Annotated in this window: 27 protein-coding genes and 1 tRNA gene; 6 read left to right on the forward strand and 22 right to left on the reverse strand. The window is 57.5% G+C overall.

Annotated features, from left to right (window positions below; genetic code table 11):
• The 3 genes from coaE to AC2I9W_RS07525 all read left to right on the forward strand — a co-directional run bounded on the left by coaE (position 1) and on the right by AC2I9W_RS07525 (position 1,776).
• Positions 1-627 carry a dephospho-CoA kinase gene (coaE, locus tag AC2I9W_RS07515; RefSeq protein ID WP_486409379.1) on the forward strand — a complete coding sequence of 209 codons (627 nt, stop codon included), beginning with the start codon at positions 1-3 and terminating at the stop codon, positions 625-627.
• A gap of 87 nt (positions 628-714) precedes the next feature.
• Positions 715-1,470, forward strand: coding sequence for a cell division protein ZapD (zapD, locus tag AC2I9W_RS07520; RefSeq protein ID WP_486409380.1), 756 nt, complete (start codon positions 715-717; stop codon positions 1,468-1,470).
• 96 nt (positions 1,471-1,566) lie between these two features.
• Positions 1,567-1,776 carry a DNA gyrase inhibitor YacG gene (locus AC2I9W_RS07525; protein ID WP_486409381.1) on the forward strand — a complete coding sequence of 70 codons (210 nt, stop codon included), beginning with the start codon at positions 1,567-1,569 and terminating at the stop codon, positions 1,774-1,776.
• 120 nt (positions 1,777-1,896) lie between these two features.
• Here the strand turns inward: AC2I9W_RS07525 and AC2I9W_RS07530 are convergent, their stop codons facing one another.
• The 4 genes from AC2I9W_RS07530 to secA form a co-directional block, all read right to left on the reverse strand.
• A complete protein-coding gene (locus tag AC2I9W_RS07530; RefSeq protein WP_486409382.1) occupies positions 1,897-2,364 on the reverse strand; it encodes an NUDIX domain-containing protein in 468 nt (155 codons plus the stop codon).
• Positions 2,365-2,380: 16 nt separating this feature from the next.
• Positions 2,381-3,316 carry an ATP-binding protein gene (locus tag AC2I9W_RS07535; RefSeq protein ID WP_486409383.1) on the reverse strand — a complete coding sequence of 312 codons (936 nt, stop codon included), beginning with the start codon at positions 3,314-3,316 and terminating at the stop codon, positions 2,381-2,383.
• Positions 3,317-3,569: 253 nt separating this feature from the next.
• Positions 3,570-4,799, reverse strand: a complete 1,230-nt coding sequence (gene argJ, locus AC2I9W_RS07540; protein ID WP_486409384.1) for a bifunctional glutamate N-acetyltransferase/amino-acid acetyltransferase ArgJ — start codon at positions 4,797-4,799, stop codon at positions 3,570-3,572.
• Between the two features lie 361 nt (positions 4,800-5,160).
• Positions 5,161-7,902 (reverse strand): preprotein translocase subunit SecA, encoded by a 2,742-nt coding sequence (gene secA / locus AC2I9W_RS07545; protein WP_486409385.1) that lies wholly within the window; start codon positions 7,900-7,902, stop codon positions 5,161-5,163.
• Positions 7,903-8,207: 305 nt separating this feature from the next.
• On the opposite strand from secA, the gene AC2I9W_RS07550 reads away from it, so the two are divergent.
• Positions 8,208-8,516 carry a hypothetical protein gene (locus tag AC2I9W_RS07550; protein ID WP_158389612.1) on the forward strand — a complete coding sequence of 103 codons (309 nt, stop codon included), beginning with the start codon at positions 8,208-8,210 and terminating at the stop codon, positions 8,514-8,516.
• Positions 8,517-8,568: 52 nt separating this feature from the next.
• On the opposite strand, the gene AC2I9W_RS07555 is transcribed toward AC2I9W_RS07550, so the two are convergent.
• From AC2I9W_RS07555 to petA, 6 genes are all read right to left on the reverse strand, one after another.
• Positions 8,569-8,644 (reverse strand) — tRNA-Thr (locus AC2I9W_RS07555).
• 76 nt (positions 8,645-8,720) lie between these two features.
• Complete coding sequence (locus AC2I9W_RS07560) at positions 8,721-9,230, reverse strand: ClpXP protease specificity-enhancing factor (protein ID WP_158389610.1); 510 nt, start codon at positions 9,228-9,230, stop codon at positions 8,721-8,723.
• Between the two features lie 98 nt (positions 9,231-9,328).
• A complete protein-coding gene (locus tag AC2I9W_RS07565) occupies positions 9,329-9,940 on the reverse strand; it encodes a glutathione S-transferase N-terminal domain-containing protein (protein ID WP_158389608.1) in 612 nt (203 codons plus the stop codon).
• Between the two features lie 100 nt (positions 9,941-10,040).
• Positions 10,041-10,796 (reverse strand): cytochrome c1, encoded by a 756-nt coding sequence (locus AC2I9W_RS07570; protein ID WP_486409386.1) that lies wholly within the window; start codon positions 10,794-10,796, stop codon positions 10,041-10,043.
• Between the two features lie 17 nt (positions 10,797-10,813).
• On the reverse strand, positions 10,814-12,229 hold the full coding sequence (locus AC2I9W_RS07575; RefSeq protein WP_486409387.1) for a cytochrome b: 1,416 nt from the start codon (positions 12,227-12,229) through the stop codon (positions 10,814-10,816).
• 14 nt (positions 12,230-12,243) lie between these two features.
• On the reverse strand, positions 12,244-12,846 hold the full coding sequence (gene petA / locus AC2I9W_RS07580) for a ubiquinol-cytochrome c reductase iron-sulfur subunit (protein ID WP_486409388.1): 603 nt from the start codon (positions 12,844-12,846) through the stop codon (positions 12,244-12,246).
• A gap of 149 nt (positions 12,847-12,995) precedes the next feature.
• On the opposite strand from petA, the gene mscL reads away from it, so the two are divergent.
• The gene (mscL, locus tag AC2I9W_RS07585; protein ID WP_486409389.1) at positions 12,996-13,427 is read left to right on the forward strand and encodes a large conductance mechanosensitive channel protein MscL; all 432 of its coding nucleotides are present in this window, start codon (positions 12,996-12,998) and stop codon (positions 13,425-13,427) included.
• A 143-nt stretch (positions 13,428-13,570) separates the two neighbouring features.
• On the opposite strand, the gene pdxA is transcribed toward mscL, so the two are convergent.
• The 3 genes from pdxA to AC2I9W_RS07600 all read right to left on the reverse strand — a co-directional run bounded on the left by pdxA (position 13,571) and on the right by AC2I9W_RS07600 (position 16,869).
• Positions 13,571-14,635 (reverse strand): 4-hydroxythreonine-4-phosphate dehydrogenase PdxA, encoded by a 1,065-nt coding sequence (pdxA, locus tag AC2I9W_RS07590; RefSeq protein WP_486409390.1) that lies wholly within the window; start codon positions 14,633-14,635, stop codon positions 13,571-13,573.
• Positions 14,636-14,692: 57 nt separating this feature from the next.
• Positions 14,693-15,445, reverse strand: coding sequence for a Nif3-like dinuclear metal center hexameric protein (locus AC2I9W_RS07595; protein ID WP_486409391.1), 753 nt, complete (start codon positions 15,443-15,445; stop codon positions 14,693-14,695).
• Between the two features lie 98 nt (positions 15,446-15,543).
• Positions 15,544-16,869, reverse strand: coding sequence for an MFS transporter (locus AC2I9W_RS07600; protein ID WP_486409392.1), 1,326 nt, complete (start codon positions 16,867-16,869; stop codon positions 15,544-15,546).
• A gap of 364 nt (positions 16,870-17,233) precedes the next feature.
• Here AC2I9W_RS07600 and AC2I9W_RS07605 point away from each other — a divergent pair, with 364 nt between their 5' ends.
• The gene (locus AC2I9W_RS07605; RefSeq protein ID WP_486409393.1) at positions 17,234-18,394 is read left to right on the forward strand and encodes a S1C family serine protease; all 1,161 of its coding nucleotides are present in this window, start codon (positions 17,234-17,236) and stop codon (positions 18,392-18,394) included.
• Positions 18,395-18,607: 213 nt separating this feature from the next.
• Here the strand turns inward: AC2I9W_RS07605 and tatC are convergent, their stop codons facing one another.
• From tatC to hisF, 9 genes are all read right to left on the reverse strand, one after another.
• A complete protein-coding gene (gene tatC, locus AC2I9W_RS07610; RefSeq protein WP_486409394.1) occupies positions 18,608-19,414 on the reverse strand; it encodes a twin-arginine translocase subunit TatC in 807 nt (268 codons plus the stop codon).
• Positions 19,415-19,570: 156 nt separating this feature from the next.
• Positions 19,571-20,098, reverse strand: a complete 528-nt coding sequence (gene tatB / locus AC2I9W_RS07615) for a Sec-independent protein translocase protein TatB (RefSeq protein WP_486409395.1) — start codon at positions 20,096-20,098, stop codon at positions 19,571-19,573.
• Between the two features lie 22 nt (positions 20,099-20,120).
• Positions 20,121-20,357: a Sec-independent protein translocase subunit TatA gene (gene tatA, locus AC2I9W_RS07620; protein WP_486409396.1), complete on the reverse strand. Its 237-nt coding sequence runs from the start codon at positions 20,355-20,357 to the stop codon at positions 20,121-20,123.
• 124 nt (positions 20,358-20,481) lie between these two features.
• Positions 20,482-20,850, reverse strand: a complete 369-nt coding sequence (locus tag AC2I9W_RS07625; RefSeq protein WP_486409397.1) for a histidine triad nucleotide-binding protein — start codon at positions 20,848-20,850, stop codon at positions 20,482-20,484.
• Positions 20,851-21,001: 151 nt separating this feature from the next.
• Entirely contained in the window at positions 21,002-22,042 is a 1,041-nt protein-coding gene (locus AC2I9W_RS07630; protein ID WP_486409398.1) for a patatin-like phospholipase family protein, read from the reverse strand.
• Between the two features lie 182 nt (positions 22,043-22,224).
• Entirely contained in the window at positions 22,225-22,623 is a 399-nt protein-coding gene (locus tag AC2I9W_RS07635) for a DUF4870 family protein (protein WP_486409399.1), read from the reverse strand.
• 11 nt (positions 22,624-22,634) lie between these two features.
• Positions 22,635-23,033, reverse strand: a complete 399-nt coding sequence (locus AC2I9W_RS07640) for a phosphoribosyl-ATP diphosphatase (protein WP_486409400.1) — start codon at positions 23,031-23,033, stop codon at positions 22,635-22,637.
• A 4-nt stretch (positions 23,034-23,037) separates the two neighbouring features.
• Positions 23,038-23,469, reverse strand: coding sequence for a phosphoribosyl-AMP cyclohydrolase (gene hisI / locus AC2I9W_RS07645; protein ID WP_486409586.1), 432 nt, complete (start codon positions 23,467-23,469; stop codon positions 23,038-23,040).
• Between the two features lie 67 nt (positions 23,470-23,536).
• Positions 23,537-24,337: an imidazole glycerol phosphate synthase subunit HisF gene (gene hisF / locus AC2I9W_RS07650; RefSeq protein ID WP_486409401.1), complete on the reverse strand. Its 801-nt coding sequence runs from the start codon at positions 24,335-24,337 to the stop codon at positions 23,537-23,539.
• Positions 24,338-24,450 lie beyond the last annotated feature (113 nt).

Below are 24,450 nucleotides of genomic sequence, written 5' to 3' on the forward strand. Positions count from 1 at the left end.
ATGCCCCAGCGTCAATCACCCCCTGCATTCAGACTCGGCCTGACCGGCGGCATTGGCAGCGGCAAAAGCACCGTAGCGACCCGACTCAGGGCCCGTGGAGCCACACTCATCGATGCCGACCAGATTTCGCGCAGCCTGACGGCAACCGGCGGCATGGCTCTGCCTTTTATCGCCCAGGCTTTTGGTGCTGACCTGATTGACGCCCATGGTGCCCTCAATCGCACCCGCATGCGCGAGCTGGTCTTTGCCGACTCCTCTGCACGCCAGAGGCTGGAAGCCATTCTCCATCCCTTGATTGCCGAGGAAACACGGCTGCAGCATGAGGCCGCCATCGCCGCAGGCAGCAAGCTCATCGTTGACGACATTCCCTTGCTCATCGAATCCGGGCACTGGCGCACCCGCCTAGATGGAGTGCTTGTAGTGGATTGTCGGGAAGACACTCAGATAGAGCGCGTCATGGCCCGCAACGGACTGACGCGTGATGCCGTACAAGCCATCATTCATGCCCAGGCCACACGCGCCCAGCGTCAGGCGGCAGCTGACTGGATCATCTTTAACGATGACGGCGTCACAATCGAAACCCTTCACGCATATACCGATCAAATCGCTGCATGGTTCGGGCTATGATGCAGGTCATGGCTTGGCCTGTGCGTGTGATCACCGCATGTGCACGTTGACCGCTGATTCCTGTGCGCCCCGAGGAGCCCAGCAAACGTGATCTTGTACGAATATCCCTTTAACGAGCGTCTGAGAACCTACCTGCGTCTGGAGCAGTTGTATCGCCGTCTGCGCGAGCTGCTGACGCGCACACATTCTGTCGACCAGCACTTTGCACTGGCCACCATTTTCGAGATCATGGATGTGGCCTCGCGCAGCGATCTGCGCGCCGATGTCATCAAGGATCTGGAGCGCCAGAAAAACCTGCTGGATATTCTGCGCGACAACCCGGATATCTCTCAGCACATGCTGCACCAGGTGGCGCGCCAAGTCGACGGCTGCTCGGCCAGCATCAATGCACAGACCGGCAAGACCGGTCAGGCGCTGACCGAAAACGAATGGCTAATGTCCATACGCAGCCGCATGGGCATTCCTGGCGGCACTTGCAGCTTTGACCTGCCGGCCTATCACGCCTGGCAAAGCCTTGATCCGCGCTATCGCCAGCGCGACCTGGAAGACTGGGCCAATGAGCTGATGCCCCTTGGACAAGCGCTGGAGCTGATTTTGCAGCTACTGCGCGAGACAGGTATTGCGCAGCGTGTAGTGGCCGAGCAAGGCGTTTTCCAGCAAGCCATGCCGGCCGGCCGCAGCTTTCAGCTGCTGCGCCTGCGCATTGACCCCTATCTGAATCTGGTGCCCGAGATCAGCGGCAACCGCCTGCTGGTATCCGTGCGCCTGCTCAAGCTCGCCAATGGCAGCAAGCCACAGCCCAGCAATGAGGATGCCTCCTTTGAGCTAACGCTCTGCGCCTAGGAGGCACACCCGCTTTTCAACCATTGAGCCGCCATCGCGGCTCAATTGCTTTCAGGGTCTGCCACCCGTGTTTTCCAGCTGTGATACATCTACGCCATGAGCACTGACAACCAATCCCCAACAACGGTGAAATGCCCCACCTGCGGCGGCCCCAGCGTTTTTCTGCCGACCAACAAATTCCGCCCGTTCTGCAGCGAACGCTGCCGCAATATCGACCTGGGCGCCTGGGGCAATGAAGAGTTCCGCGTGCCCGCGCAGACTCCACCCGAAGACGCACCTTTCGGTGATCCCAAGACCGAACCCTGATTTAGCCATTTCAAAAAACAGAGCGCCTCGCGCTTGCCAGTTAAGAAATTTCAGTAGTTTTCATACTGAAGTCCTTATCTAACAAGCGCAAGGCGCTCTTGTTTTTAGATACCTGAAAGCTCAGGCAGGCTGCTTGTCTTCGTAGTACTGGGCATCAAAGCTCAGCCCGCGCTCGTCGCTGAGCCACTGCAGCACGGGGTAGGAACCGGGCAGCACCGGGTGAACATCCAATGGCAGTTGCTGCCAGGCCATTTGCTGGCCTTCGCGCATTTCAAACTCGCCCGTCCACTCGGTCACCTTGCACCAGTGCAAACGCACCAGCGCATGCGGGTAGTCATGCTCGGTCACCTTCCAGGGATGGGCCGTGCCAATGGTCACGCCCAACTCCTCAATCAACTCGCGGCGCAAGGCCTGCTCCACGGTCTCGCCCGCTTCCAGCTTGCCGCCAGGAAACTCCCAAAAGCCCGCATAAGGCTTGCCCGCAGGGCGGCTGGTAATCAGCAGCGCGCCATCGGATTCGCGCAGCAGCACGCCCACTGCTACTTCAGTGTGCTTGCGCGGCGCCTGTGCTGTGTTTTCAGCCGTCACTTCACTTCTCTTTCACTCAATCCAGATCGGCTTCCTCAGCCAGGCCATCTACATCTTCAATGCGCTTGTTGCTGCTGACAGGACGCTCATTGCGCCCTGCATAGTCACGCGCAAACTGGTGGGCCACACGACCGCTGCGCGAGCCGCGCTCCAGCGCCCAGACCAGGGCTTCGGGCCTTGCCGCCTCGATGGTGGCTGCATCCATGCCCAGAGCCGACAGCCACTGCGCCACCACGCGCAGATATTCGTCCTGGCTGAAGGGGTAGAAGCTCACCCACAGGCCAAAACGCTCGGACAGGGAAATCTTCTCTTCCACCACCTCGCCGGGGTGAATCTCGCCGTTCTCGCTTTTTTGCTGCGCCAGGTTGTCCGTCAGATATTCGGGCAGCAGATGGCGGCGATTACTGGTGGCATAGACCAGCACATTGGGCGTGGCGGCAGAGACAGAGCCGTCCAGCATGGACTTCATGGCCTTGTAGCCGGGCTCGCCCTCTTCAAAGCTCAGGTCGTCGCAATAGATGATGAACTTCTCGGGCCGGCCAGCGACCACATCCACGATGTCGGGCAAATCGGTCAGGTCGGCCTTATCCACCTCAATCAAACGCAGCCCTTGTGGCGCATAGCTGTGCAGACAAGCGCGAATCAGCGAAGACTTGCCCGTGCCGCGCGCACCCGTCAGCAGCACGTTGTTGGCCGTGCGACCGCTTACGAACTGCTCGGTATTGCGTGCAATCTTTTCCTTTTGCACATCAATGTTCTGCAAATCGGACAGCCGCATCGCACCCACATGGCGCACAGGCTCCAGCACGCCACAGCCGTTGGCACGCTTGCGGTAACGCCAGGCAATGGCGTCATTCCAGTCCGCAGGCGCCTGCAGGGGCTGAGGCAGCACGGATTCGATGCGCTGCATCAGCAGCTCGGCACGCTCAACCAGGCGCTCCAGGGAATTCATCACATCTTGCACAAGCCAATCTCCATCTGTTTTTATAGCTGCCAGCGCTTGCTACTAATTGGTTTCACCATAAAAATTGGCTAAAACCGAATACATATAAGCGCTAGAAGCTTCTGAATTTGTAGCACCAGCAATGCTTAAAACCAGCACCCCTAAGCTAGGGATGCCAAGCAAGGGCCGCCCCGCAGCGATGGCATCGTCCCCCTCCCGCGAAGCGAGAGAGGGGGAAGGCGCAAAGCGCCTCAGGGGGTGTTTACGACCTGTAATCGGCGTTGATAGTCACATACTCGTGACTCAGATCGCAGGTCCACACCGTCTGCGTAGCATTGCCACGACCCAAGCCCACGCGCACCAGGATTTCTTGCTGCTTCATCACGCGCTGGCCATCTTCTTCCTTGTAGGAAGGGTTGCGGCCACCATCGACCACCACATGCACATCGTCCAGGTGCAGGTCGATCTTGGTCTGGTCCAGGTCGGCAATGCCGGCATAACCGACAGCAGCCAGAATGCGGCCCAGGTTGGGGTCAGAGGCAAAGAAAGCGGTCTTGACCAGGGGCGAGTGAGCGATGGAGTAAGCCACCAGGCGGCACTCTTCTTCCGTCTTGCCGCCTTCGACCTTGACGCTAATGAATTTGGTAGCACCTTCCCCATCACGGACAATGGCTTGAGCCAGTTTTTGCGCCACCTCCAACAGCGCTGCCTTGAGCTGCTCGCCCTCGGCACTGGAAAGCGATGTGATTTGCGCATTGCCTGCCTTGTTGGTCGCAATCAACACGAAAGAGTCATTGGTCGAGGTGTCACCATCAATCGTCACGCGGTTGAAAGAGCCGTCGGCCAGTTCCTTGACCAGGGGCTGCAGCAGCTCGGGGGCGATCACCGCGTCTGTGGCCAGAAAGCCCAGCATGGTGGCCATATTAGGGCGAATCATGCCCGCGCCCTTGCTGATGCCGGTGATGGACACGGTCTTGCCACCAATATTCACGCTGCGGCTGAAGGCCTTGGGCAGGGTATCGGTGGTCATGATGCCTTCGGCAGCCACGGCCCAGTTATCGGCCTTGGCAGCCGCGATGGCCTTGGGCATGCCCGCCACGATGCGGTCCACGGGCAGCTCTTCCATGATCACGCCGGTGGAGAAAGGCAGGATTTGCGCGGCAGAGAGGTTTAACTCCTTGGCCAGCGCATCGCAAGTGGCGCGCGCATTGGCCAGACCCGCAGCGCCTGTGCCTGCATTGGCATTGCCCGTATTCACCACCATGGCACGAATGCCCGAACCTGCAGCCAGATGCTCGCGGCAGACCTGCACAGGCGCAGCGCAGAAGCGGTTTTGCGTGAACACGCCCGCGACCGCAGCGCCTTCGTCCAGCAAGAACACGGTCAAGTCCTTGCGATTGGCCTTGCGCACACCAGCTTCGGTGATGCCGATGCGAACACCATTGATCGCCAGCAGGTCGGCAGCAACAGGGGCAGAGAGATTCACGGGCATTGCAAAAATCCTTGTGATTGAAATGTTCCCCCCTATGCCGCTGCGCGGCTTCCCCCAAGGGGGACGACATCCTTGCTGCGAGGCGGCTCTTGCTCGATGTCTCACATCGGCAAAGCACGCGCCTTGACAAGAGGCCTAGAGGGTAAAAGTTAAAGCGTTCGCCATTATCGGAACAATCGAAGCTGCGCCGCGCTTTATTGCCATTGCCCGAGTAAAAAGCCACCGCACCAATGCAAACACGGGCCTCAGCCCGTGTTGTTTGATGAAGCATGAGCCACGCCAGAGACGGCCAGCAAGGGCCGCCCCGCAGCAAAGGCCGTAGTCCCCCTTCTAGAGGGAAGCGGCAAAGCCGCTCAGGGGGTTAGGAAAGTTTTCCGTGACACTGCTTGTACTTCTTGCCACTACCGCAAGGGCAAGGGTCGTTGCGGCCCACGTGCACGCCTTCTGGCATTTCTGCTTCTTCTTCGGAAGCAGAAGCATCCTGATCCGCAGAAGAGGCATAGCTCATGTTTTCCAGGCTTTGTGCGCCGCGCTCGTTCATGGCGACAGCCGCCTCATCCATCTCTTCACGCGAGCGAACCTGCACGGTCATCAGCACGCGGGTGACTTCGGACTTGACCTGATCGATCAGCTGACGGAACAGCTCAAACGCTTCACGCTTGTACTCCTGCTTGGGCTGCTTCTGGGCGTAGCCGCGCAGATGGATGCCCTGGCGCAGATAGTCCAGCGCGGCCAGATGGTCACGCCAGTTGGTGTCAAAGCTTTGCAGCAGCACAGCACGCTGGAACTGGGTGAAGTTCTCCTGACCAATCAGCGCCACCTTGGCATCGAACAGGTCATGAGCGGCCTTCAGAACCTTCTCCAGAATGTCTTCGTCGGTGATGGACTCGGAGGCTGCGACCTCTTGCTGCAGTGGCAGATCAATCTGCCATTCGCCAGCCAGCGCCTTTTCCAGTCCGGGCACATCCCACTGCTCTTCCATGGACTCGGCAGGCACGTATTGATGCACCAGATCGGTGATCACATCCTCGCGCATGGCAGCCAGCATGCCATTCAGATCTGTCGCATCCAGAATGTCGTTGCGCTGCTGGTAGATGACCTTGCGCTGGTCGTTAGCCACGTCGTCATATTCAAGCAGTTGCTTGCGCATGTCGAAGTTGCGCGCTTCCACCTTGCGCTGAGCCGACTCGATGGAGCGGGTCACGATGCCCGCCTCGATGGCTTCGCCTTCGGGCATCTTCAGTCGATCCATGATGGCCTTGACGCGGTCGCCCGCGAAGATGCGCATCAACTGGTCGTCCAGACTCAGATAGAAACGAGAGGAGCCGGGGTCACCCTGGCGACCCGAGCGGCCACGCAGTTGATTGTCGATACGACGCGATTCATGGCGCTCGGTCGCAATGATGCGCAGGCCACCCAAAGCCACGATCTTGTCGTGTGCAATTTTCCAATCAGCGCGTAGTTGGTCGATCTGCTGCTGGCGCGCAGTCTCCGTCAGAGACTCGTCGCTTTCAATGGCCTTGATCTGCTTTTCAATATTGCCGCCCAGCACGATGTCGGTACCACGGCCCGCCATATTGGTGGCGATGGTGATCATGCCTTCGCTGCCTGCCTGGGCAATGATGTCTGCCTCTCGGTCGTGCTGCTTGGCGTTCAGCACCTGGTGCGGCAGCTTTTCGCGGTTCAGCAGTTCATCGATGATTTCCGAGTTTTCGATCGAGGTCGTGCCCACCAGCACTGGCTGACCACGCTCATAGCACTCGCGGATGTCCTTGATCGCTGCGTCGTACTTTTCCTTGGTGGTCTTGTAGACGCGATCGAGCTGATCCTGGCGCTTGCTGGGCCTATTCGGCGGCACGACCACGGTTTCCAGACCATAAATTTCCTGGAATTCGTAGGCTTCGGTATCGGCCGTACCCGTCATGCCGGACAGCTTTTTGTACAGGCGGAAATAGTTCTGGAAGGTGATCGAGGCCATGGTCTGGTTCTCGGCCTGAATTTCCACGCCTTCCTTGGCTTCAACGGCCTGGTGCAGACCATCGCTCCAGCGACGTCCTGCCATCAGGCGACCCGTGAACTCGTCCACGATCACAATCTCACCATCCTGCACCACGTAGTGCTGATCGCGGAAGTACAGCTGGTTGGCACGCAGTGCTGCGTACAGGTGATGCACCAGAGAGATATTCGAGGGGTCGTACAGCGACGAGCCCTCGGCAATCATGCCCGCCTGGGCCAGCAGGCGCTCAGCGGCTTCATAGCCCTGATCGGTGAGGTAGACCTGATGCGATTTCTCATCGACGGTGAAGTCACCGGGCTTGGTCACACCTTCACCCGTACGCGGATCGGCCTCACCTTCCTGGCGCACCAAGCTGGGGACGATCTTGTTCATGGCCACATACATGGCCGTGTGGTCTTCGGCCGGGCCGGAGATGATCAAAGGCGTACGCGCCTCGTCAATCAGAATCGAGTCCACCTCGTCAACGATGGCGTAGTTCAGTACACGCTGCACGCGGTCACCAGGCTCGTACACCATGTTGTCACGCAGGTAGTCGAAGCCGTATTCGTTGTTCGTACCGTAGGTGATATCGGAGTTATAGGCCTGCTGCTTTTCTTCGCGTGACAGATTGGGCAAATTGATGCCCACCGACAGGCCGAGGAAGTTGTACAGGCGCGCCATGGTAGAGGCATCGCGGCTGGCCAGGTAATCGTTCACCGTCACCACATGCACGCCTTCGCCAGACAGTGCATTCAGATACACGGCCAGCGTTGCGGTCAGCGTCTTGCCTTCACCGGTGCGCATTTCGGCAATCTTGCCGTAGTGCAGAGCCATGGCACCGAGCATCTGCACGTCGAAGTGACGCATCTTCATGACGCGCTTGGAGCCCTCGCGCACTACGGCAAAGGCTTCAGGCAGCAAATCATCCAAGGCTTCGCCCTTGGCTACCCGGTCCTTGAACTCCTGGGTCTTGGCACGCAATGCCTCATCGCTGAGCTTTTCGTACTCGGGCTCCATCGCATTGATGCGAGCGACTGTTTTGCGGTATTGCTTGAGCAACCGGTCATTGCGGCTGCCGAACAACTTTGTGAGGAAATTGGTGGCCATGCGTACAAAGACATTCCTCATGCACAGAATGCACATAAGCGAATGCCCGGAATCCCTTGATTGTTGGTCTTCAGATGGGGCCGGCCCAGTGGCAATCAAGTCCAGCTTCTCGAAAGAAGCAAACGACTTAAAACACCCAAACTGGTATTCGGACCAAAAAATGATTCTAACCGCCCAAGCGAGACTGGGTCTTTCGCAGTTTTGACTGCTTGGGGCGACTGTCTCCAGCCATATCAAGAGTGCTTCATCGGGCGGATGCATGAGATAAGCTCAGCGCATCGTTTGACCATTCCGCCTGCTGCCACATGACCATTGTTCGCCGCCACCATGCCGTTACCGCCATTAATGCAGTGGAGTCTTCTCCCACTCTGGCGCGTCTGGCGGCTTTAACTCAGGACTCAAGCAACCGGTTAAAAGCGATCCAGGTACTGGTTCCGCCGCTGCTGCGCAGCAGCCTGCAAGCGGGTCCTATTGAAGGCGACTGCTGGTGCCTGATCGTCAAAAACAATGCTGCGGCAGCCAAAGTACGCCAACTGCTGCCTGCCATGGCTGCACATTTGCGCACCAAGGGCTGGCAGGTCGCCAGCATTCGCATCAAAGTCCAGGCTTCATAAAGCCTTATGGAAGGCAGAAAACAAAAAAGGCCTCCGAAGAGACCTATTTGTTTGGTGCCGGTTGTCGGATTCGAACTGACGACCTACCGCTTACAAGGCGGGTGCTCTACCAACTGAGCTAAACCGGCGAAGACCAAATCATAACGCAAAAATTCGAGGCAAAAAGAAGAATCCAACAAATTCTTCTTTCATTACCCAGCTGCTTTACTTTACTCGCTTGAGAGTCGGACGGCCGCCTGCAGGAGGCGGAGTGCGAGGCGCATCATCTTCGGGGTCCTCGTCAGACTTGCTGCTGACCAATTGGACGACCCGCTCTTGTGCTTCTTCCTCGCTCTGCTCAGTCACATCATCCTCAGCATCGACCGACTCTGCGTCATGTTCATCTGTGCCCTCCTCCTCTGGAGGAAAGGCCATACCTTGTCCTGTTTCTCTTGCATAGATGGCCATCACATTGGCGATAGGCACCATGATTTCACGCGGCTTGCCGCCAAAGCGGGCGGTAAATTGAACATAGTCATTGCCGATCAGTAAGCCGCTGGTGGCGTCATAGCTGATATTGAGCACGATCTGCCCGTCACGCACAAACTCCATCGGCACCTGAGTGTTGCGATCAGCATTCACGGCAATGTGGGGTGTAAGACCATTGTCAGTACACCATTCAAACAGCGCCCGCAGCAGGTATGGGCGAGTCGAAGTCGTTTCAGGGGCGGTCATCTCGTTTCCCGAAGAATCAAATCCAGAAGATTGCAAAGACAAAAAAGCGGGCAGATGAAGGCTTTCCTTCAGCATGCCCGCTCGGCGCTCATGTGCAATTACTTGCGCATGACCTTCTCGGAAGGAGTCAGCGCTTCAATGTAAGCGGGGCGCGAAAAAATGCGCTCGGCATACTTGAGCAAAGGTGCTGCATTCTTGGACAGCTCGATACCGTAGTAGTCCAGACGCCACAGCAAAGGAGCAATGGCCACGTCCAGCATGGAGAAGTTCTCACCCATGATGAACTTATTCTTCAAGAAAATAGGTGCCATCTGAGTCAAACGATCGCGAATATGCGCGCGGGCCTTTTCCAAAGCCTTTTCATTGCCCTTGACGTTGCGCTCTTCCAGTGCGCTCACGTGAACAAACAGTTCCTTCTCGAAATTCAGCAGGAACAGGCGCACGCGGGCACGGTCGACGGGGTCGCCAGGCATGAGCTGGGGGTGGGGGAAGCGCTCGTCAATGTACTCATTGATGATGTTGGACTCGTACAGAATCAGGTCGCGCTCGACCAGAATTGGCACTTGACCATAGGGGTTCATCACGGCGATCTCTTCGGGCTTGCTGAACAAGTCCACATCGCGGATCTCGAAATCCATGCCTTTTTCAAACAGCACAAAACGGCAGCGGTGTGAGAAGGGGCAGGTCGTTCCCGAATAAAGCACCATCATGGTGGAGACTCCTAAAAATCAAAAAGAGTGGGTTGCCCACGGCTCCCCACTCTGCACTAACACGGTTTGGCTGCAGATGGCATCTGCATGGCAGCAAAGCTTACTTCACGTCTTTCCAGAACGCGGCATTCAGGCGCCAGGCAATAAAGATGAAGAAGGCCAGAAAAATCAACACTCCAACGCCGATACGCGTACGGGTGTTCTGGGCCGGCTCCCCCATCCATTGCAGGTAATTCACCAAATCACCAACTGTCTGATCGTACTGCACCGCGCTCATCTTGCCAGGAGACAGCTGCTCCCAACCCTTGAAGACCTGGGTCTTAGTCCCATGATCATCATGCTCTTCAAAAATAGCACGGCGCTCACCTTGCAGCTCCCACAATGCATGGGGCATGCCTACGCTCGGAAAGGCAAGATTATTCCAGCCTGTGGCTTTGGTGTCATCCCGATAGAAAGTACGCAAGAAGGTATACAGGTAATCAGCCCCCGAACCACCCGATCCCGCACGCGAGCGCGCAATCACCGTCAGGTCGGGAGGATTGGCACCAAACCACTCCTTGGCCTCGTTGGGGTTGATGGCCGCCTTCATGGTTTCACCGACCTTGTCGGTAGTGAACAGAAGGTTGTCCTTGATGTCCTGCTCCGTCAGGCCAATATCCTTCAGGCGGTTAAAGCGCATAAAGGCTGCCGAGTGGCAATTCAGGCAGTAGTTGACAAAGATCTTGGCTCCGTTTTGCAACGATGCCATGTCACTGGTGTTCACAGGCGCTTTGTCCCAATGGATACCAGCTTCGGAAGCATGCGCTCCACCCACGATACCCAAGGCCGCAACCAGGGTCAGAATCAGTTTCTTCATTCTTGTTCTCTCCTGCTTCAGTGAGGCTTGAAGGTCACGCGTTCCGGAACAGGCTTGGACTCACCCAAGCGGCTCCACCAAGGCATGAGCAGGAAGAAGCCGAAGTAGAACAGCGTTCCGACCTGAGACACTTTCTCACCAATGGGCGAGGGAGGCTGTACGCCCAGATACGCCAGAACCACAAAGTTCACCACGAATACTGCGTACACATACTTGTGCCAGCTCGGACGGTAGCGAATCGATTTGACCGGGCTGCAGTCGAGCCAAGGCAGTGCAAACAGGATGATGACCGCACCACCCATGACCACCACACCCCAGAACTTGGCGTCGATGGACAGCATCATGGCAATGGCTCCCAAAGCCACGATCACCACGGCAGCCTTGGCAAAGCCGGGCAGACGCGACTTGAAGACGCCGTAGCCTGTCCCCAGCACCACGCAGGCAATCAGCACATACATCATCTCGTCGGTAATGGCACGCAGCATCGAATAGAAGGGCGTGAAGTACCAGACAGGCGCGATGTGATTGGGCGTCTTGAGCGGATCGGCCGGAATGAAGTTGTTGTATTCCAGGAAATAGCCGCCGAACTCTGGCGCAAAGAACACCACCGCCGAGAAAAGGAACAGGAACACCGCCACACCAAAGATGTCATGCACCGTGTAGTAAGGGTGGAAAGGCACGCCATCCAGAGGGCGGCCTTTTTCATCCTTGGGTGCATTGGGGCCCTTGATTTCGATACCGTCGGGATTGTTGGAGCCGACATCGTGCAGCGCCAGCAAGTGCGCAACCACCAGACCCAGCAGCACCAGCGGCACGGCGATCACGTGGAAGCTAAAGAAGCGGTTCAGCGTGGCATCACCTACCACATAGTCGCCGCGAATCAGCAGTGCCAGATCAGGGCCGATAAAGGGAATGGCGGAGAACAGGTTCACGATCACCTGCGCCCCCCAGTACGACATCTGGCCCCAGGGTAGCAGATAGCCCATAAAGGCTTCAGCCATCAGCACCAGGAAGATGGCACAGCCGAAGATCCAGACCAATTCCCGCGGTTTACGGTAAGAACCGTACAGAAGACCGCGAAACATGTGCAGATAGACCACGACAAAAAACGCCGAGGCGCCCGTGGAGTGCATGTAGCGGATCAGCCAGCCCCAAGGCACATCACGCATGATGTACTCCACCGAAGCAAACGCCTTGTCCGCATCGGGCTTGTAGTGCATCACCAAAAAGATGCCGGTGACGATCTGGATCACCAGCACCAGCAGCGCCAATGAGCCGAAGATGTACCAAAAGTTGAAATTCTTGGGAGCGTAGTACTCCGACATGTGGACGCGGTAGGCGTCAAACGCAGTCGGGAACCGGTTCTCCATCCAGTTCATAGCCTTCGCTCCAGTGGTGGAGTTCGGGTCAATTTGCTTGAATTCGTGGGCCATTGTTCTTGTCTCCCTCAGGCTGCCTTGGTGTCTTCACCAATCAGCAGCTTGGTGTCGGACAGATACATATGTGGCGGCACTTGCAGATTGTCTGGCGCAGGTTTGTTCTTGAACACGCGACCGGCCATGTCAAACGTCGAGCCATGGCAGGGACAAAGAAAACCGCCCTTCCAGTCCGCAGGCAGCGAAGGCTGAGGCCCGGCAACAAACTTGTCGGTAGGAGAGCAACCCAGATGCGTGCAAATTCCCACGACAACCAAAATCTCTGGCTTGATGGATCGCGCTTCATTCTGCGCATAGGCAGGGGTGAACTCTTCAGGATGGCGCAGCGACTTGGGGTCTGCCAGTTCAGCATCCAGTGTCGGCAGATCCTTGAGCTGCTCCGGTGTGCGCTTGATGATCCACACCGGCTTGCCGCGCCACTCGACGGTGAGCTTCTCACCATCCTTGAGGTTGGAAATATCCACCTCTACCGCAGCACCGGCTGCTTTGGCTTTTTCAGAAGGCTGAAAGGAGCTCACAAAAGGGACGGCAACTGCCACACCGCCCACGGCACCAGCACATGCCGACGTGATGATCCACGTACGCTTGCTGGAGTCGACTGAAGAGTCACTCATGGATTTCCTCGAAGTACATCGCTTGATTTGGGGTCAACTGCAAATTCTAGCGGCGGGGTTATGGTTATTCCAGCCCCCGGACGACGTTGACAACTGCCAAAGTCGCGCAATACTGCGCTATCTCAAACTCTTAGTGACTGGAACTGCTTATGGGCATGATGCAAGAATTCCGCGAATTCGCAATCAAGGGAAACGTCATGGATCTCGCCGTAGGCGTGATCATTGGTGGAGCGTTCGGGAAAATCGTGGACTCTGTGGTCAACGACCTCATCATGCCTTTGGTCGGACTGATCTTCGGAAAGCTGGATTTTTCCAATCTTTTCGTCGTTCTAGGCTCCATGCCCGAGGGTGTTCCGCGCACTCTGGATGCTCTCAAAAAGGCTGGCGTTCCTGTGTTTGCCTATGGCAATTTCATCACCGTTGCGGTGAATTTCGCGATTTTGGCTTTCATCATCTTCATGATGGTCAAGCAGATCAACCGCCTCAAGCGCGAAGCGCCTGCTGCGGAGGAAGCGCCCGCTACCCCCGAAGATATTCAACTGCTGCGTGAGATTCGCGACAGCCTCAACCGCAAGGACTGAGCGTCCTGTCAAAACGATTGAAGCCTGCCATCCGGCAGGCTTTTTTCATGGGACTGAGCAATTCACGCGACCCACTGCGATGTATGAATCAATCCTTGCGTGAGATTGAACGCCTGCGGCGCTAACTGCCGATTAAGCCTTCATCAACTCGCCAGACTACGCGCCATATGCACGGCTTCAAGCAAGCTAGCCTCGTCGGCAACACCCTGCCCGGCGATATCAAAGGCGGTTCCATGGTCCGGGCTGGTACGCACCAGCGGCAACCCCAGGGTCACATTGACGCCTTTTTCCACCCCCAGATATTTGACTGGGATCAACCCTTGATCGTGGTACATCGCCAACACTACGTCGAACTCGCCTGGATGGGCTGGCGTATTTCGAGCCCGCATAAACACCGTATCGGGTGCAAGCGGCCCCTGAACATCCATGCCTTCAGCCTGCGCCTGAGCAATTGCCGGGGCAATGATTTCAATTTCTTCACAGCCAAAAATACCTCCCTCACCTGCATGAGGGTTGAGTCCGGCAACAGCAATGCGAGGTGCACGCCCCAAACTCTTGCTCAGCGCCTGATGGGTGATGCGCAGCGTCTGCAGAATCTGCGGTCCGGTCACCGCATTGATGGCATCGCGCAGCGAGACATGAATGCTGACCAAGACCGTACGCAACTCATCGTTGGCCAGCATCATGCGCACCGGCATCTGCTCTATTGGCACACCTTCATGCGCTGCCGCTTCAGCCTGCAAAAGCTCGGTATGGCCAGGAAAAGTCACGCCAGCCAGATGCAGCGCCTCTTTGTGCAGCGGCGCTGTCACCAGCGCAGCGATTTCTTGGCGCAGCGCCGCTTGCGCAGCCCAAACCACACATTGGGCAGCAGCGTCGCCCGCAGCGGCTGATATTTCTCCATAGGGCTGAGGCCCTGGCAACCCGGGCAGAGCCAGCAAGGCAATCGTTCCTTCTGGAACCGTCCACGCCTCATCAGGGCTGGAGATGACCGCTATTGGCTGGGCGATGCCCTGTTCACCCTCAGCAGCCTTGGCTGCCAGAGCGGTTGCGCGGCGCAATGTCTGCAACTCGCCCACCACAAAGCAGCCATGTAGCGCCTGCGGGGCTAAGCGAAAAGCCTTGGCAATGATTTCCGGGCCTATGCCTGCGCAATCTCCCTGGGTGATGGCGATGGGCAAACGAGGAAGGGCAGAAGTTGCAGACATATCAAGAAAAGTGCCTCTAGCGCAATACAGTCATGCGCTAGCAGCTATCAAATTTAATCAGGCAGGATTATCAATCTCAATCCACAGATGCTCTATGCCGCACTCGCGTGCCACATAGTCGGCCACTGCTGGCGCACCATAGCGCTCGGTAGCGTGGTGGCCGGCGGCGATAAAGCTCACACCCGTCTCGCGGGCTAGATGTGCCTGAGGTTCGGAGATCTCTCCGGTAATGAAAGCATCGGCCCCGGCAGCAATCGCGGCCTCAAAAAAGCCTTGCGCGCCGCCTGTGCACCATGCCAGCTTGCGAATGGGGCGCGCTGCATCGGCAATGACCAAGGTGGTACTGCGGCCCAGCACGGTCTGTACATGGCTGTTAAGCGCATCGGCGCTGACAAAGTTGGCATCGGCCAGCCAGCCCAGGTTCTGATCGCCAAATGCAGCCTGACCCTGTACACCCAGCTTGACTCCCAGTTGCGCGTTATTGCCAAGCTCGGCGTGAGCATCCAGCGGCAAGTGATAGGCAAACAGGTTGATGTCATGCGCCAGCAGCAGGCGAATACGCTCCTTGAGCCAGCCGGTAATGCGCCCGTCCATGCCGCGCCAGAACAGGCCGTGGTGCACAAAAATGGCATCGGCCTTGGCATCAATAGCGGCTTCAATCAGGGCGCGACTGGCCGTGACGCCGCTGACCATGCGGCGGATCTCGCTTTTGCCTTCGACCTGCAGGCCGTTGGGGCCGTAATCCTTGAATCGCTCTGGCTGAAGCAGTCCGTTGAAGACGGATAGGAGGTTGTTTCGCTCAATGCTCATGCGCGCATTGTGCCCAAGCCCGTAAAGACCATCGCAGTGATACACAACAAAAAAAGAGCAGCCCAAGCTGCTCTTTTTGAATCAGGAACGACTCAGGCTCAAGCCTTCTTGGCCTGCCAGCCCTTGCAGGCCAGTGGCCAGAAAGCCATCACTACGCCCAGTACGCCCATGGCCGCCACATAGTGGGCAGGGGCCATCACATCCACCTGCTGCCAGACCGAGATGATGATGGGAGTGAGTCCCCCGAACACTGCGTAGGCCATGTTGTAGGCGAAGGACAGCCCGGTAAAGCGCACTTCAGGTGGGAAGGCACGCACACTCACCACGGGCAGCAGCGAGATAGAGCCGACAAAAAATCCCACAGTGGCATAGGTGCAGACCAGCGATGTCTCTGTACCTGGCAGGTTCAGATAGAACAGATAGGCCGTCACCGCCATGCCGCCCCAGCCAAGAATCATCGCCACCTTGGTGCCGAACTTGTCGGACAACCAGCCCCAGAACACACAGCCAATGGTCAAGGTCACGGTTGCCACAGCATTGGCCTTGAGCGCCAAAGATGGCTCAATGTGAAAGACCTTTTGCAAGTAGCCTGGAGTCATCAGAACCACCACCACCACAGCAGTGGACAGAATCCAGGTCATCAGCGCCACGATCACGCTGGCTTCACGATGGTCACGCAAAATGGTTTTCAAAGGCAACTCACGGTCAGCCGCCTTGCGGGCCTGCATCTCCTGAAAGATAGGAGTCTCTTGCAAAAACTTGCGCAGGTACACCGACACCAAGCCAAACACGCCACCCAGGATGAAGGGAATGCGCCATGCCCAGTCATGAATTTCGCTCTGGCTGTAGTTGCTGTTGAGCCACACGCCAATGATGGAGCCCAGGAAAATACCACCGGTAATGCCCGAAGTCAGCGAGCCAATGGCAAAGCCGTAACGCTTTTCAGGAGCGTGCTCGGCCACGAACACCCAGGCACCGGGCATCTCGCCACCAATGGCTGCACCCTGCAGCACGCGCATCAGCAGCAGCAGAATGGGGGCAGCCAGACCAATGCTTTCATAGGTAGGCAGCAGGCCGATGATCAGCGTGGGCACAGCCATCAGGAACACCGACAGCGTGAACATCTTCTTGCGACCCAGAATGTCGCCGAAGTGGGCAATCAAAATGCCGCCAATGGGGCGCGCCAGATAGCCGGCCGCAAAAATACCCAGCGTTTGCAGCTGACGCATCCAGTCCGGCAGCGAGGCTGGAAAAAACAGGCTGCCAATCACATTGGCGAAAAAGACGAACACCACAAAGTCATAAAACTCCAGCGTTCCGCCCAAGGCCGATAAGCCCAGGGTCTTGTAGTCCTCCCGGTTCAGGGGACGATTGGTCGCGGCTGTCGGCGCGGTAGCCGATGCAGCGTGGTCAGGCGTAGTCATGATGTTTCCTAGATCGAACAGCAGGACAGCGCGGATAAGGTCGCTGATCACGGGTCAACGTGCAGCAACAGACCGATTGCGGTGGCTTCAGGTACAAAGCCAATCCAGGCCGAACATGAAAACCTTGTGGGCGATCACTTCAGCAAACGGCGACGTAAGCGCAGTCGATGAACCATTCTAGGGTTTGCACTCATAGCTCTTGCCGCAATAAAACTTTATTAGAGAGCAGTCCTATATTCAGCCTGCGTGCAGCTGGTAACACTTTGCGCTATGCAAACAGCGGCCCACGAATACCCGCCTCCACGGCTCTGCCAGCCATGCTTCACAATGGGGGCTTGTTTTTCTTACTCTTCATACGCATTACATGAAACGCACCTGGCTGCTGTTTTCGCAGGTCGTCACCGTCTTGGTGGCTATCTATTTTGTAGTGGCTACCCTACAGCCCACTTGGCTTCAGAGCGGAAACGTCCGCAGCAATGCTGGAATTTCCCTGCTCCAAGCTCCTCCCACGCCTGCCGGCGAGGTCGCCCCCGGCAGCTTTGCTCCGGCCGCTCGCAAAGCCGCCCCTGCAGTGGTCAGCATCAATACCAGCAAGGCTGTGCGCCACCCGCGCGCCAACGACCCCTGGTTTCAGTTCTTCTTTGGCGACCAGGGCACCCAGGAGCAATCTGGTTTGGGAAGCGGCGTCATCATCAGTCCAGATGGCTACATCCTGACCAACAATCATGTGGTCGAAGGCGCAGACGATATCGAGGTCACGCTGACCGACAGCCGCCAGACCAAGGCCAAGATCATTGGTACCGACCCCGAGACCGATCTGGCTATTCTCAAGATCGAGCTGGACAAGCTGCCCGTCATCGTCCTTGGCAACTCCGATCAGGTGGCCGTGGGCGACCGCGTGCTGGCCATCGGCAACCCCTTTGGCGTAGGCCAGACCGTGACCAGTGGCATCATCAGCGCCCTGGGCCGCAGCCAGCTGGGCATCAACACCTTTGAGAATTTCATCCAGACGGACGCGGCCATCAACCCCGGCAACTCCGGCGGCGCGCTCGTCGATGCCAACGGCAATCTGCTGGGCATCAACACAGCCATCTACTCACGTTCGGGCGGCAGCATGGGCATTGGCTTTGCCATCCCTGCCTCCACGGCCAAGATGGTTCTTGATGGCATCGTCAAGGATGGCAAGGTCACGCGAGGCTGGATCGGCGTAGAGCCCAATGAGCTTTCGCCCGAGTTGGCAGAAACCTTTGGTGTCAAGGCCAATGCCGGCGTCATCATCACGGGCGTACTTCAGGCAGGCCCTGCAGCTCAGGCCGGCATGCGTCCAGGCGATGTCATCGTCAAAGTGAACGACAGCACAACCCGCAACGTCTCCGAACTTCTGACGGCCGTAGCCTCCCTCAAACCTGGCGAAGTGGCCAAGTTCGAGGTTCGTCGTGGCGACAGCGAAGTCGTGCTGGACATCACGCCAGGCACCCGCCCCGCTGCAAACACGCTGCAGCAGCAAGGCCGCCAACGTCGTTGATCGCGATCTACCCCACAAAAAGCCAGCGATTGCCGCTGGCTTTTTTCATGCCTGAGTTTCTCCCCGACAAATACACAAGGACTCTTGTGCGGCGGCCTCAAATATGCCCAAAGCGGCTCAGAAACATACAGATCAATCACACCCAGCTATCAAAACAAAAGCCCTTGAATCACTTCAAGGGCTTTGGGGTTTCAAGCAGGGCAGAAATCCGCTTCAGTCGGTGGACTTCTCCACTTCCGTGCCAGACCCTGCTTCAGCCTCAGGCGCACGAGACGCCTTGCTGAACCAGCCCGCTCCCAGGATGCCAATCTCATAGAGCAAGCACATGGGAATGGCCAGAGCCAGCTGAGAGATCACATCGGGCGGAGTGATGACCGCAGCAATCACAAAGGCCAGCACAACAAAGTAGCCACGGAAAGCCTTGAGCTTTTCAATTTCCACCAGACCAAAGCGCACCAGCAGCATCACCACAATCGGCACCTGAAACGCCGCAGCAAACGCAATGTAGAGCGAGAGAATGGCTTCCACATAAGAGGCAATATCCGGCGTTGCCGCCACACTGGAAGGCGTGAAGTGCTGGATGAACTTGAACATATTGCCCAGCACAAAGAACTGCACAAAGCCAATGCCCGCGTAGGCCAGCAAGCTGCCGAACAGAATCAGGGGCAGCGCGAATTTCTTCTCGTGGCTGTACAACCCCGGCGCAACAAAGGCCCATATCTGGTACATGATCCATGGCAACGCCAGCAGCACCGCCACCATCATCAGCACCTTGAGCGGCACGAAAAAGGGCGAGAAAACGCCCACCGCGATCAACTTGGCACCGGGCGGCATGTGCTCCTTGATGGGCATGGCGATGAAGTCGATCAAGCCATCCGGGCCGGGCCACAGCATCAGCAAACCAACGCCAATCAAAACGCCATACAGGCTATAGAGCAGACGGTCACGCAGCTCCATCAGGTGCTGGACAAACGGCTGCTCCGTGCCGGCGAGTTCGTCTTCTTTAGAGGGTTCGGACATGGTGCAAAACCGCGACAGAGCTGCAATCACTCTGCACGCTTGAAAAACAACAACGCCCGCGGATCACGGGCAATGAGCGAAATGCAAGCAGCGAGCCCGAGCCTTGAAAGCCGACCATTGCCAGCACCACGGCTGGCAAGCTGCTCAATTGCATATTCAATGGAGCTTCTTGGGGCGAAAGCGCGCCACGCGTGCTGCACCCGACTGAACCTTGCTGCGCACACCAGCCCTGGCCTTGTACCACTGAGGTACAGCAGCACGCTTGAGGCGCCAGTTCTTGCGCGGATGACGGTAGCTGGGCACCACCGTGCTGGTGCTGTATGGATCCAGGCCGGTATAGCCGCCATCAGCGTCATACGACTCATAGGACGATGCCGAAGTCATATTCGCGTCATCACGCAAGTCCTTGGTCGCATCGTTCCAGTCTTTTTCCAGACCAGAGACCTGATCGCGCATGCTGGACTCCACATCCCTCGCAGCACTCTCGACCGTATCCTTCATCTTACGCAGCTCATCCAGCTCCATGGAGCGGTTGACCTCAGCCTTGACGTCGGACACATAACGCTGCGCCCTTCCAAGCATGGTACCCACCATACGGGCCACGCGTGGCAGCTTCTCGGGGCCGATGACCACGAGGGCCACAGCACCGATCAGCGCCATTTTGGACAGGCCAATATCAAACATCTAAATGTCAGCCCTGTCGCAATCAGCTCTTTTGCTTGGCTTCCACGTCGATGGTGGTCTTGTCAGCTGCCTGCTGGTTGGCCACTTGGCCTGCAGCAGCGCTGGCATCCGCATCCGTCGAGCCATCCTTCATACCGTCCTTGAAGCCCTTGACAGCGCCCCCTAGATCAGAGCCGATGTTCTTGAGCTTCTTGGTGCCAAACACCAGAACCACGATGAGCAGCACAATAGCCCAGTGCCAGATAGAAAACGAGCCCATGAGAATCTCCTAGAAATTGCAAACCATTTTAGACGGGGCTTGTGACAGATACGAAACAATCGCCCGAAAAGCCCGCACGATGTCACTCTATAGTCACTCGCAACACCCGCTTAGCCCGGCCTCGTCAGCCCTTGAGCCAGGGGCGCGGACCGCCCATGACGTGCAGATGAAGGTGATGCACTTCCTGCCCACCTTCGCTGCCGGTGTTGACCACGATGCGAAAGCCTCCGTCCGGATAGGGGTTGCAGCCTTGTTCAAGCGCCAGCTTGGGAGCCAGAGCCATCATGCGCCCCAGCAAAGGCGCATCCTCGGCTGTTACCTGTGCCATGGAGGTGATGTGTTTTTTGGGAATCATCAAAAAGTGCACAGGAGCGGCTGGATTGATGTCGTGAAAGGCAAAGATCTCTTCATCTTCATACACCTTGCGAGAAGGAATCTCACCCTTGGCAATGCGGCAAAAAATGCAGTTGACGTCGTAATCGTGGTTGTGCATATCTCAGTCTGATCTGTATTCAGTATTTCAAGACACCGGAGCCGCAAGTCATTCATGCACCGCTCAGCCCTGAGATCAGGGGCACCGAGCAAGCGCCGCCTCGCAGCGAAGGTGTCGCCCCCTCGAAGAAGGCGCATGGCGTCTCAGGGGCTTACGTATTCTCGTTGAATCGCAGCGTCTGCTTGCGCCCCAGGCTCTCTCGATGGGTCTGCAGCCATTGCTGTCCTCGCTCACGCCCCAGTTCGAACAGCTTTCGTACCAGCGCCGTATCCGCACGCAGCTTGCTTGAAGCGCCAAAAGACTTCAGTACCTCTCCGCCATCGATGCGATGCATCAGCACATGCTTGTAACGCTCCGGGTCCAGACGCTTTTGCTCCAGCAGCTTGACCACGAACTCGATGGCTCTCAACTCGGCCAGCAAGCCTGCGTTGAAGGTGATTTCGTTCATGCGGTCCATGATGTCCCGCGCCGTATCGGGCGACACATCCGACTCCTTGGGATTGATCTGCACCAGCAAGATGTCTCTGCTCCTGGTTTCATAGATCAGCGGGTACAACGCCGGATTGCCTGAAAAGCCCCCATCCCAATAGCTCTCGCCATCTATCTCCACAGCCTTGAACATCTGCGGCAGACAGGCAGAAGCCATGATGGCGTCGGCCGTCACCTGCTCGCCCGTAAAAATCTTGCCGCTGCCGGTACGCACATTGGTGGCACAAATGAACAGCTTGGGCACGACCTCTGCATGGACAGGATTCGCCAACGTCTCAAAGTCCACCACCTGCGTCAGCAACTGGCGCAGCGGGTTGATATTGAGCGGATTGGTCTGATAGGGCGAGAGAAACTGATTGAGCACGCCCATGAACTGCTTGCTGCCTGGCAGCGGCGCAGCCCAGAACATTCGCCCAAGGCTCCCCATGGTGCCAACGCCTTCCCACAGCTCGCGCAATGCCTTTCGGGCCAGCTCACGCCCAAGGTGGCGGCCTTCTTCCACGTTCTTGACCTGTGCTGCTGCTTGCGCAAAGCCATGGGCCAGAGCTGCTGCATTCATGGCCCCCGCACTGGTGCCACTGATGCCCTCAAACACCAGTCCTTCATCTTCCAGCAAGGCGTCCAGCACACCCCAGGTCAGGGCACCATGCGAGCCGCCGCCTTGCAGGGCGAGATTCAGGGTGTGAGAGCTTGGCAAAGTCATTGCGAAATCCTGTGAAAGATGGGCGAGTCAGCAGACAGCTTATGCGTCCACATCAGCGCTGCACATGCCTGGGCGGCGCATACCCCTGTCAGCGCTCACCTGCTGCAGCGCAGCATACTGCGGACGGGTCACAAAAAAGCCCTTGCTGTTGAGCAAGGGCTTGGCAGAGAGATGGCATCGGCTCAGGACTGAATGGCGCGATTTTTGTTCATGGCAATCATGCCGCTGATGATGCGGTAGAGGAACCAGATGGAGATCACTGTCCAGGCAATCCAGCCCGGGACGAGAAAGAAAAGCCATAGCGGCGCGGTCACCACATAAAGCAATCCCGCCCAGGTCACGCTGCGCAAGCGCCAGTAAAAATGGCTTTCCTGCCAGGTGCCGCGCGCATCATCGCGCTTGACCAGATCAATGACGACGGCAATCAGCAGCAAGAACACACTGACCTGCGCGCCCGGCAGCACCGCTGCCACGGCTACGACCAAATGCAGCAGATAGCTGACCCAGCCCCAGGCTTTCAGGCCTTCCACCTCGGCAGAGGTGCTGCTGTGTACGTCAATGATGTCGCGGTCGTCATTCATCTGGTGCTTCCTTATTGCTTGGCCACCCCTTCCTGGGCAGCACGTTCATTGGCTTTGCGCAAAGCCTTTTCTTCCAGACCGCTGGTGCCTTCGCGGCGCTCCAGTTCGGTCACGACGTCTGCGGGGGTCAACCCATAGTGCGACAGCGCAATCATGGAGTGAAACCACAAATCCGCCACTTCGTAGAGGACTTTGCCCTTGTCACCGCCGTAGTCCACATCCTTGGCTGCCATCACCACCTCGGTGGCTTCTTCGCCAATCTTCTTCAGAAAGGCATCCGGGCCTTTGTGCAGCAGACGGGCCACATAGCTTTTTTCAGGATCTCCGCCATTGGCGACCTTGCGGCTTTCAATGACTGCGGCCAGACGGGCCAGTGCGCCTTCAACCGACGCAGTATTTTGTTCAGACATGGCTTTACTTATAGATGGAAGCAGGATCTTTCAAGACCGGATCGACAGAAACCCACTGTCCGTCCTTGAAAACGCTGTAGAAGCAGGAGTGGCGACCGGTGTGGCAGGCAATGCTGGGATCATGCCCCTCTTGGGTGATCTTGAGCAAAACCACATCGTTGTCGCAGTCGATGCGCATCTCGTGCACGGTCTGCACATGGCCCGACTCCTCGCCCTTGAACCACAGCTTGTTGCGCGAGCGGCTGAAGTAGACAGCGCGGCCCAGCTCGGCGGTTTTCTCCAGCGCCTCGCGGTTCATCCAGGCGAACATGACCACATCGCCGCTGCTTTGCTCTTGCGCAATCACGGGCACCAGCCCCTGCGCATCCCATTTGACTTGATCGAGCCAGCTCATGGCAGACCTTTGTTTTGTATAGCTGCCAGCGCAGGCTAACAGCCAGTTTCAGACACAAAACATATTGAAAGCCACGTCTAGCCTGCGCAAGCAGCTCTCAAAACAATGATTACAGACGCACAGGAATGCCGCGTGCGCGCATGCATTCCTTGGCCTGCTGGATGGTGTATTCGCCGTAGTGGAAGATGCTGGCGGCCAGCACCGCGTCCGCGCCGCCAATGGTCACGCCGTCGGCCAGATCTTCCAGAGAGCCCACACCGCCCGATGCGATGACGGGCACGCCCACAGCATCGGCCACGGCACGGGTCAGCTTCAAATCGAATCCGCTCTTTGTGCCGTCCTTGTCCATGCTGGTCAGCAAAATTTCGCCGGCACCGCGCCTGGCCATTTCCTCGGCCCAGCGCACCACGTCCAGGCCCACATTCTTGCGGCCACCGTGGCTGTACACATCCCAGCCAGGGCCCATGGGCGTGCCACCGGGGCCGATGCGCTGCTCGTCTTCGGACGAGCGGCGCTTGGCATCAATGGCCACGACAATGCACTGCGCGCCGTACTTGTCGCTGCAGGCGTTGATGGTGTCGGGGTTGGAGATGGCGGCAGAGTTGAAGCTGGTCTTGTCAGCGCCCGCATTGAGCAAGCGGCGAACATCGTCCACCGTACGCACACCTCCGCCCACCGTCAACGGGATAAAAACCTGTGAAGCCACCGCTTCGATGATGGGCAAAATCAGATCGCGGCCATCGCTGGTGGCGGTGATGTCCAAGAAAGTCAGCTCGTCCGCGCCCTGGGCGTTGTAGCGTGCGGCGATTTCCACCGGATCGCCCGCATCACGCAGTTCCAGAAAGTTGACGCCCTTGACCACGCGGCCACCGGTGACGTCAAGGCAAGGAATGATGCGTTTGGCAAGCATGGGCAAGTCTCAAAAAGGCAAAAAACAAAGGCAGCAAAGATACCACGCGACTCAGGAGGCTTAAACCAACTGCGCCAGGCCAGTCAATCGGTTTTGAAGATGCCTGCCTTGTC

The organism is Comamonas sp. FUJ_7, assembly GCF_057369555.1.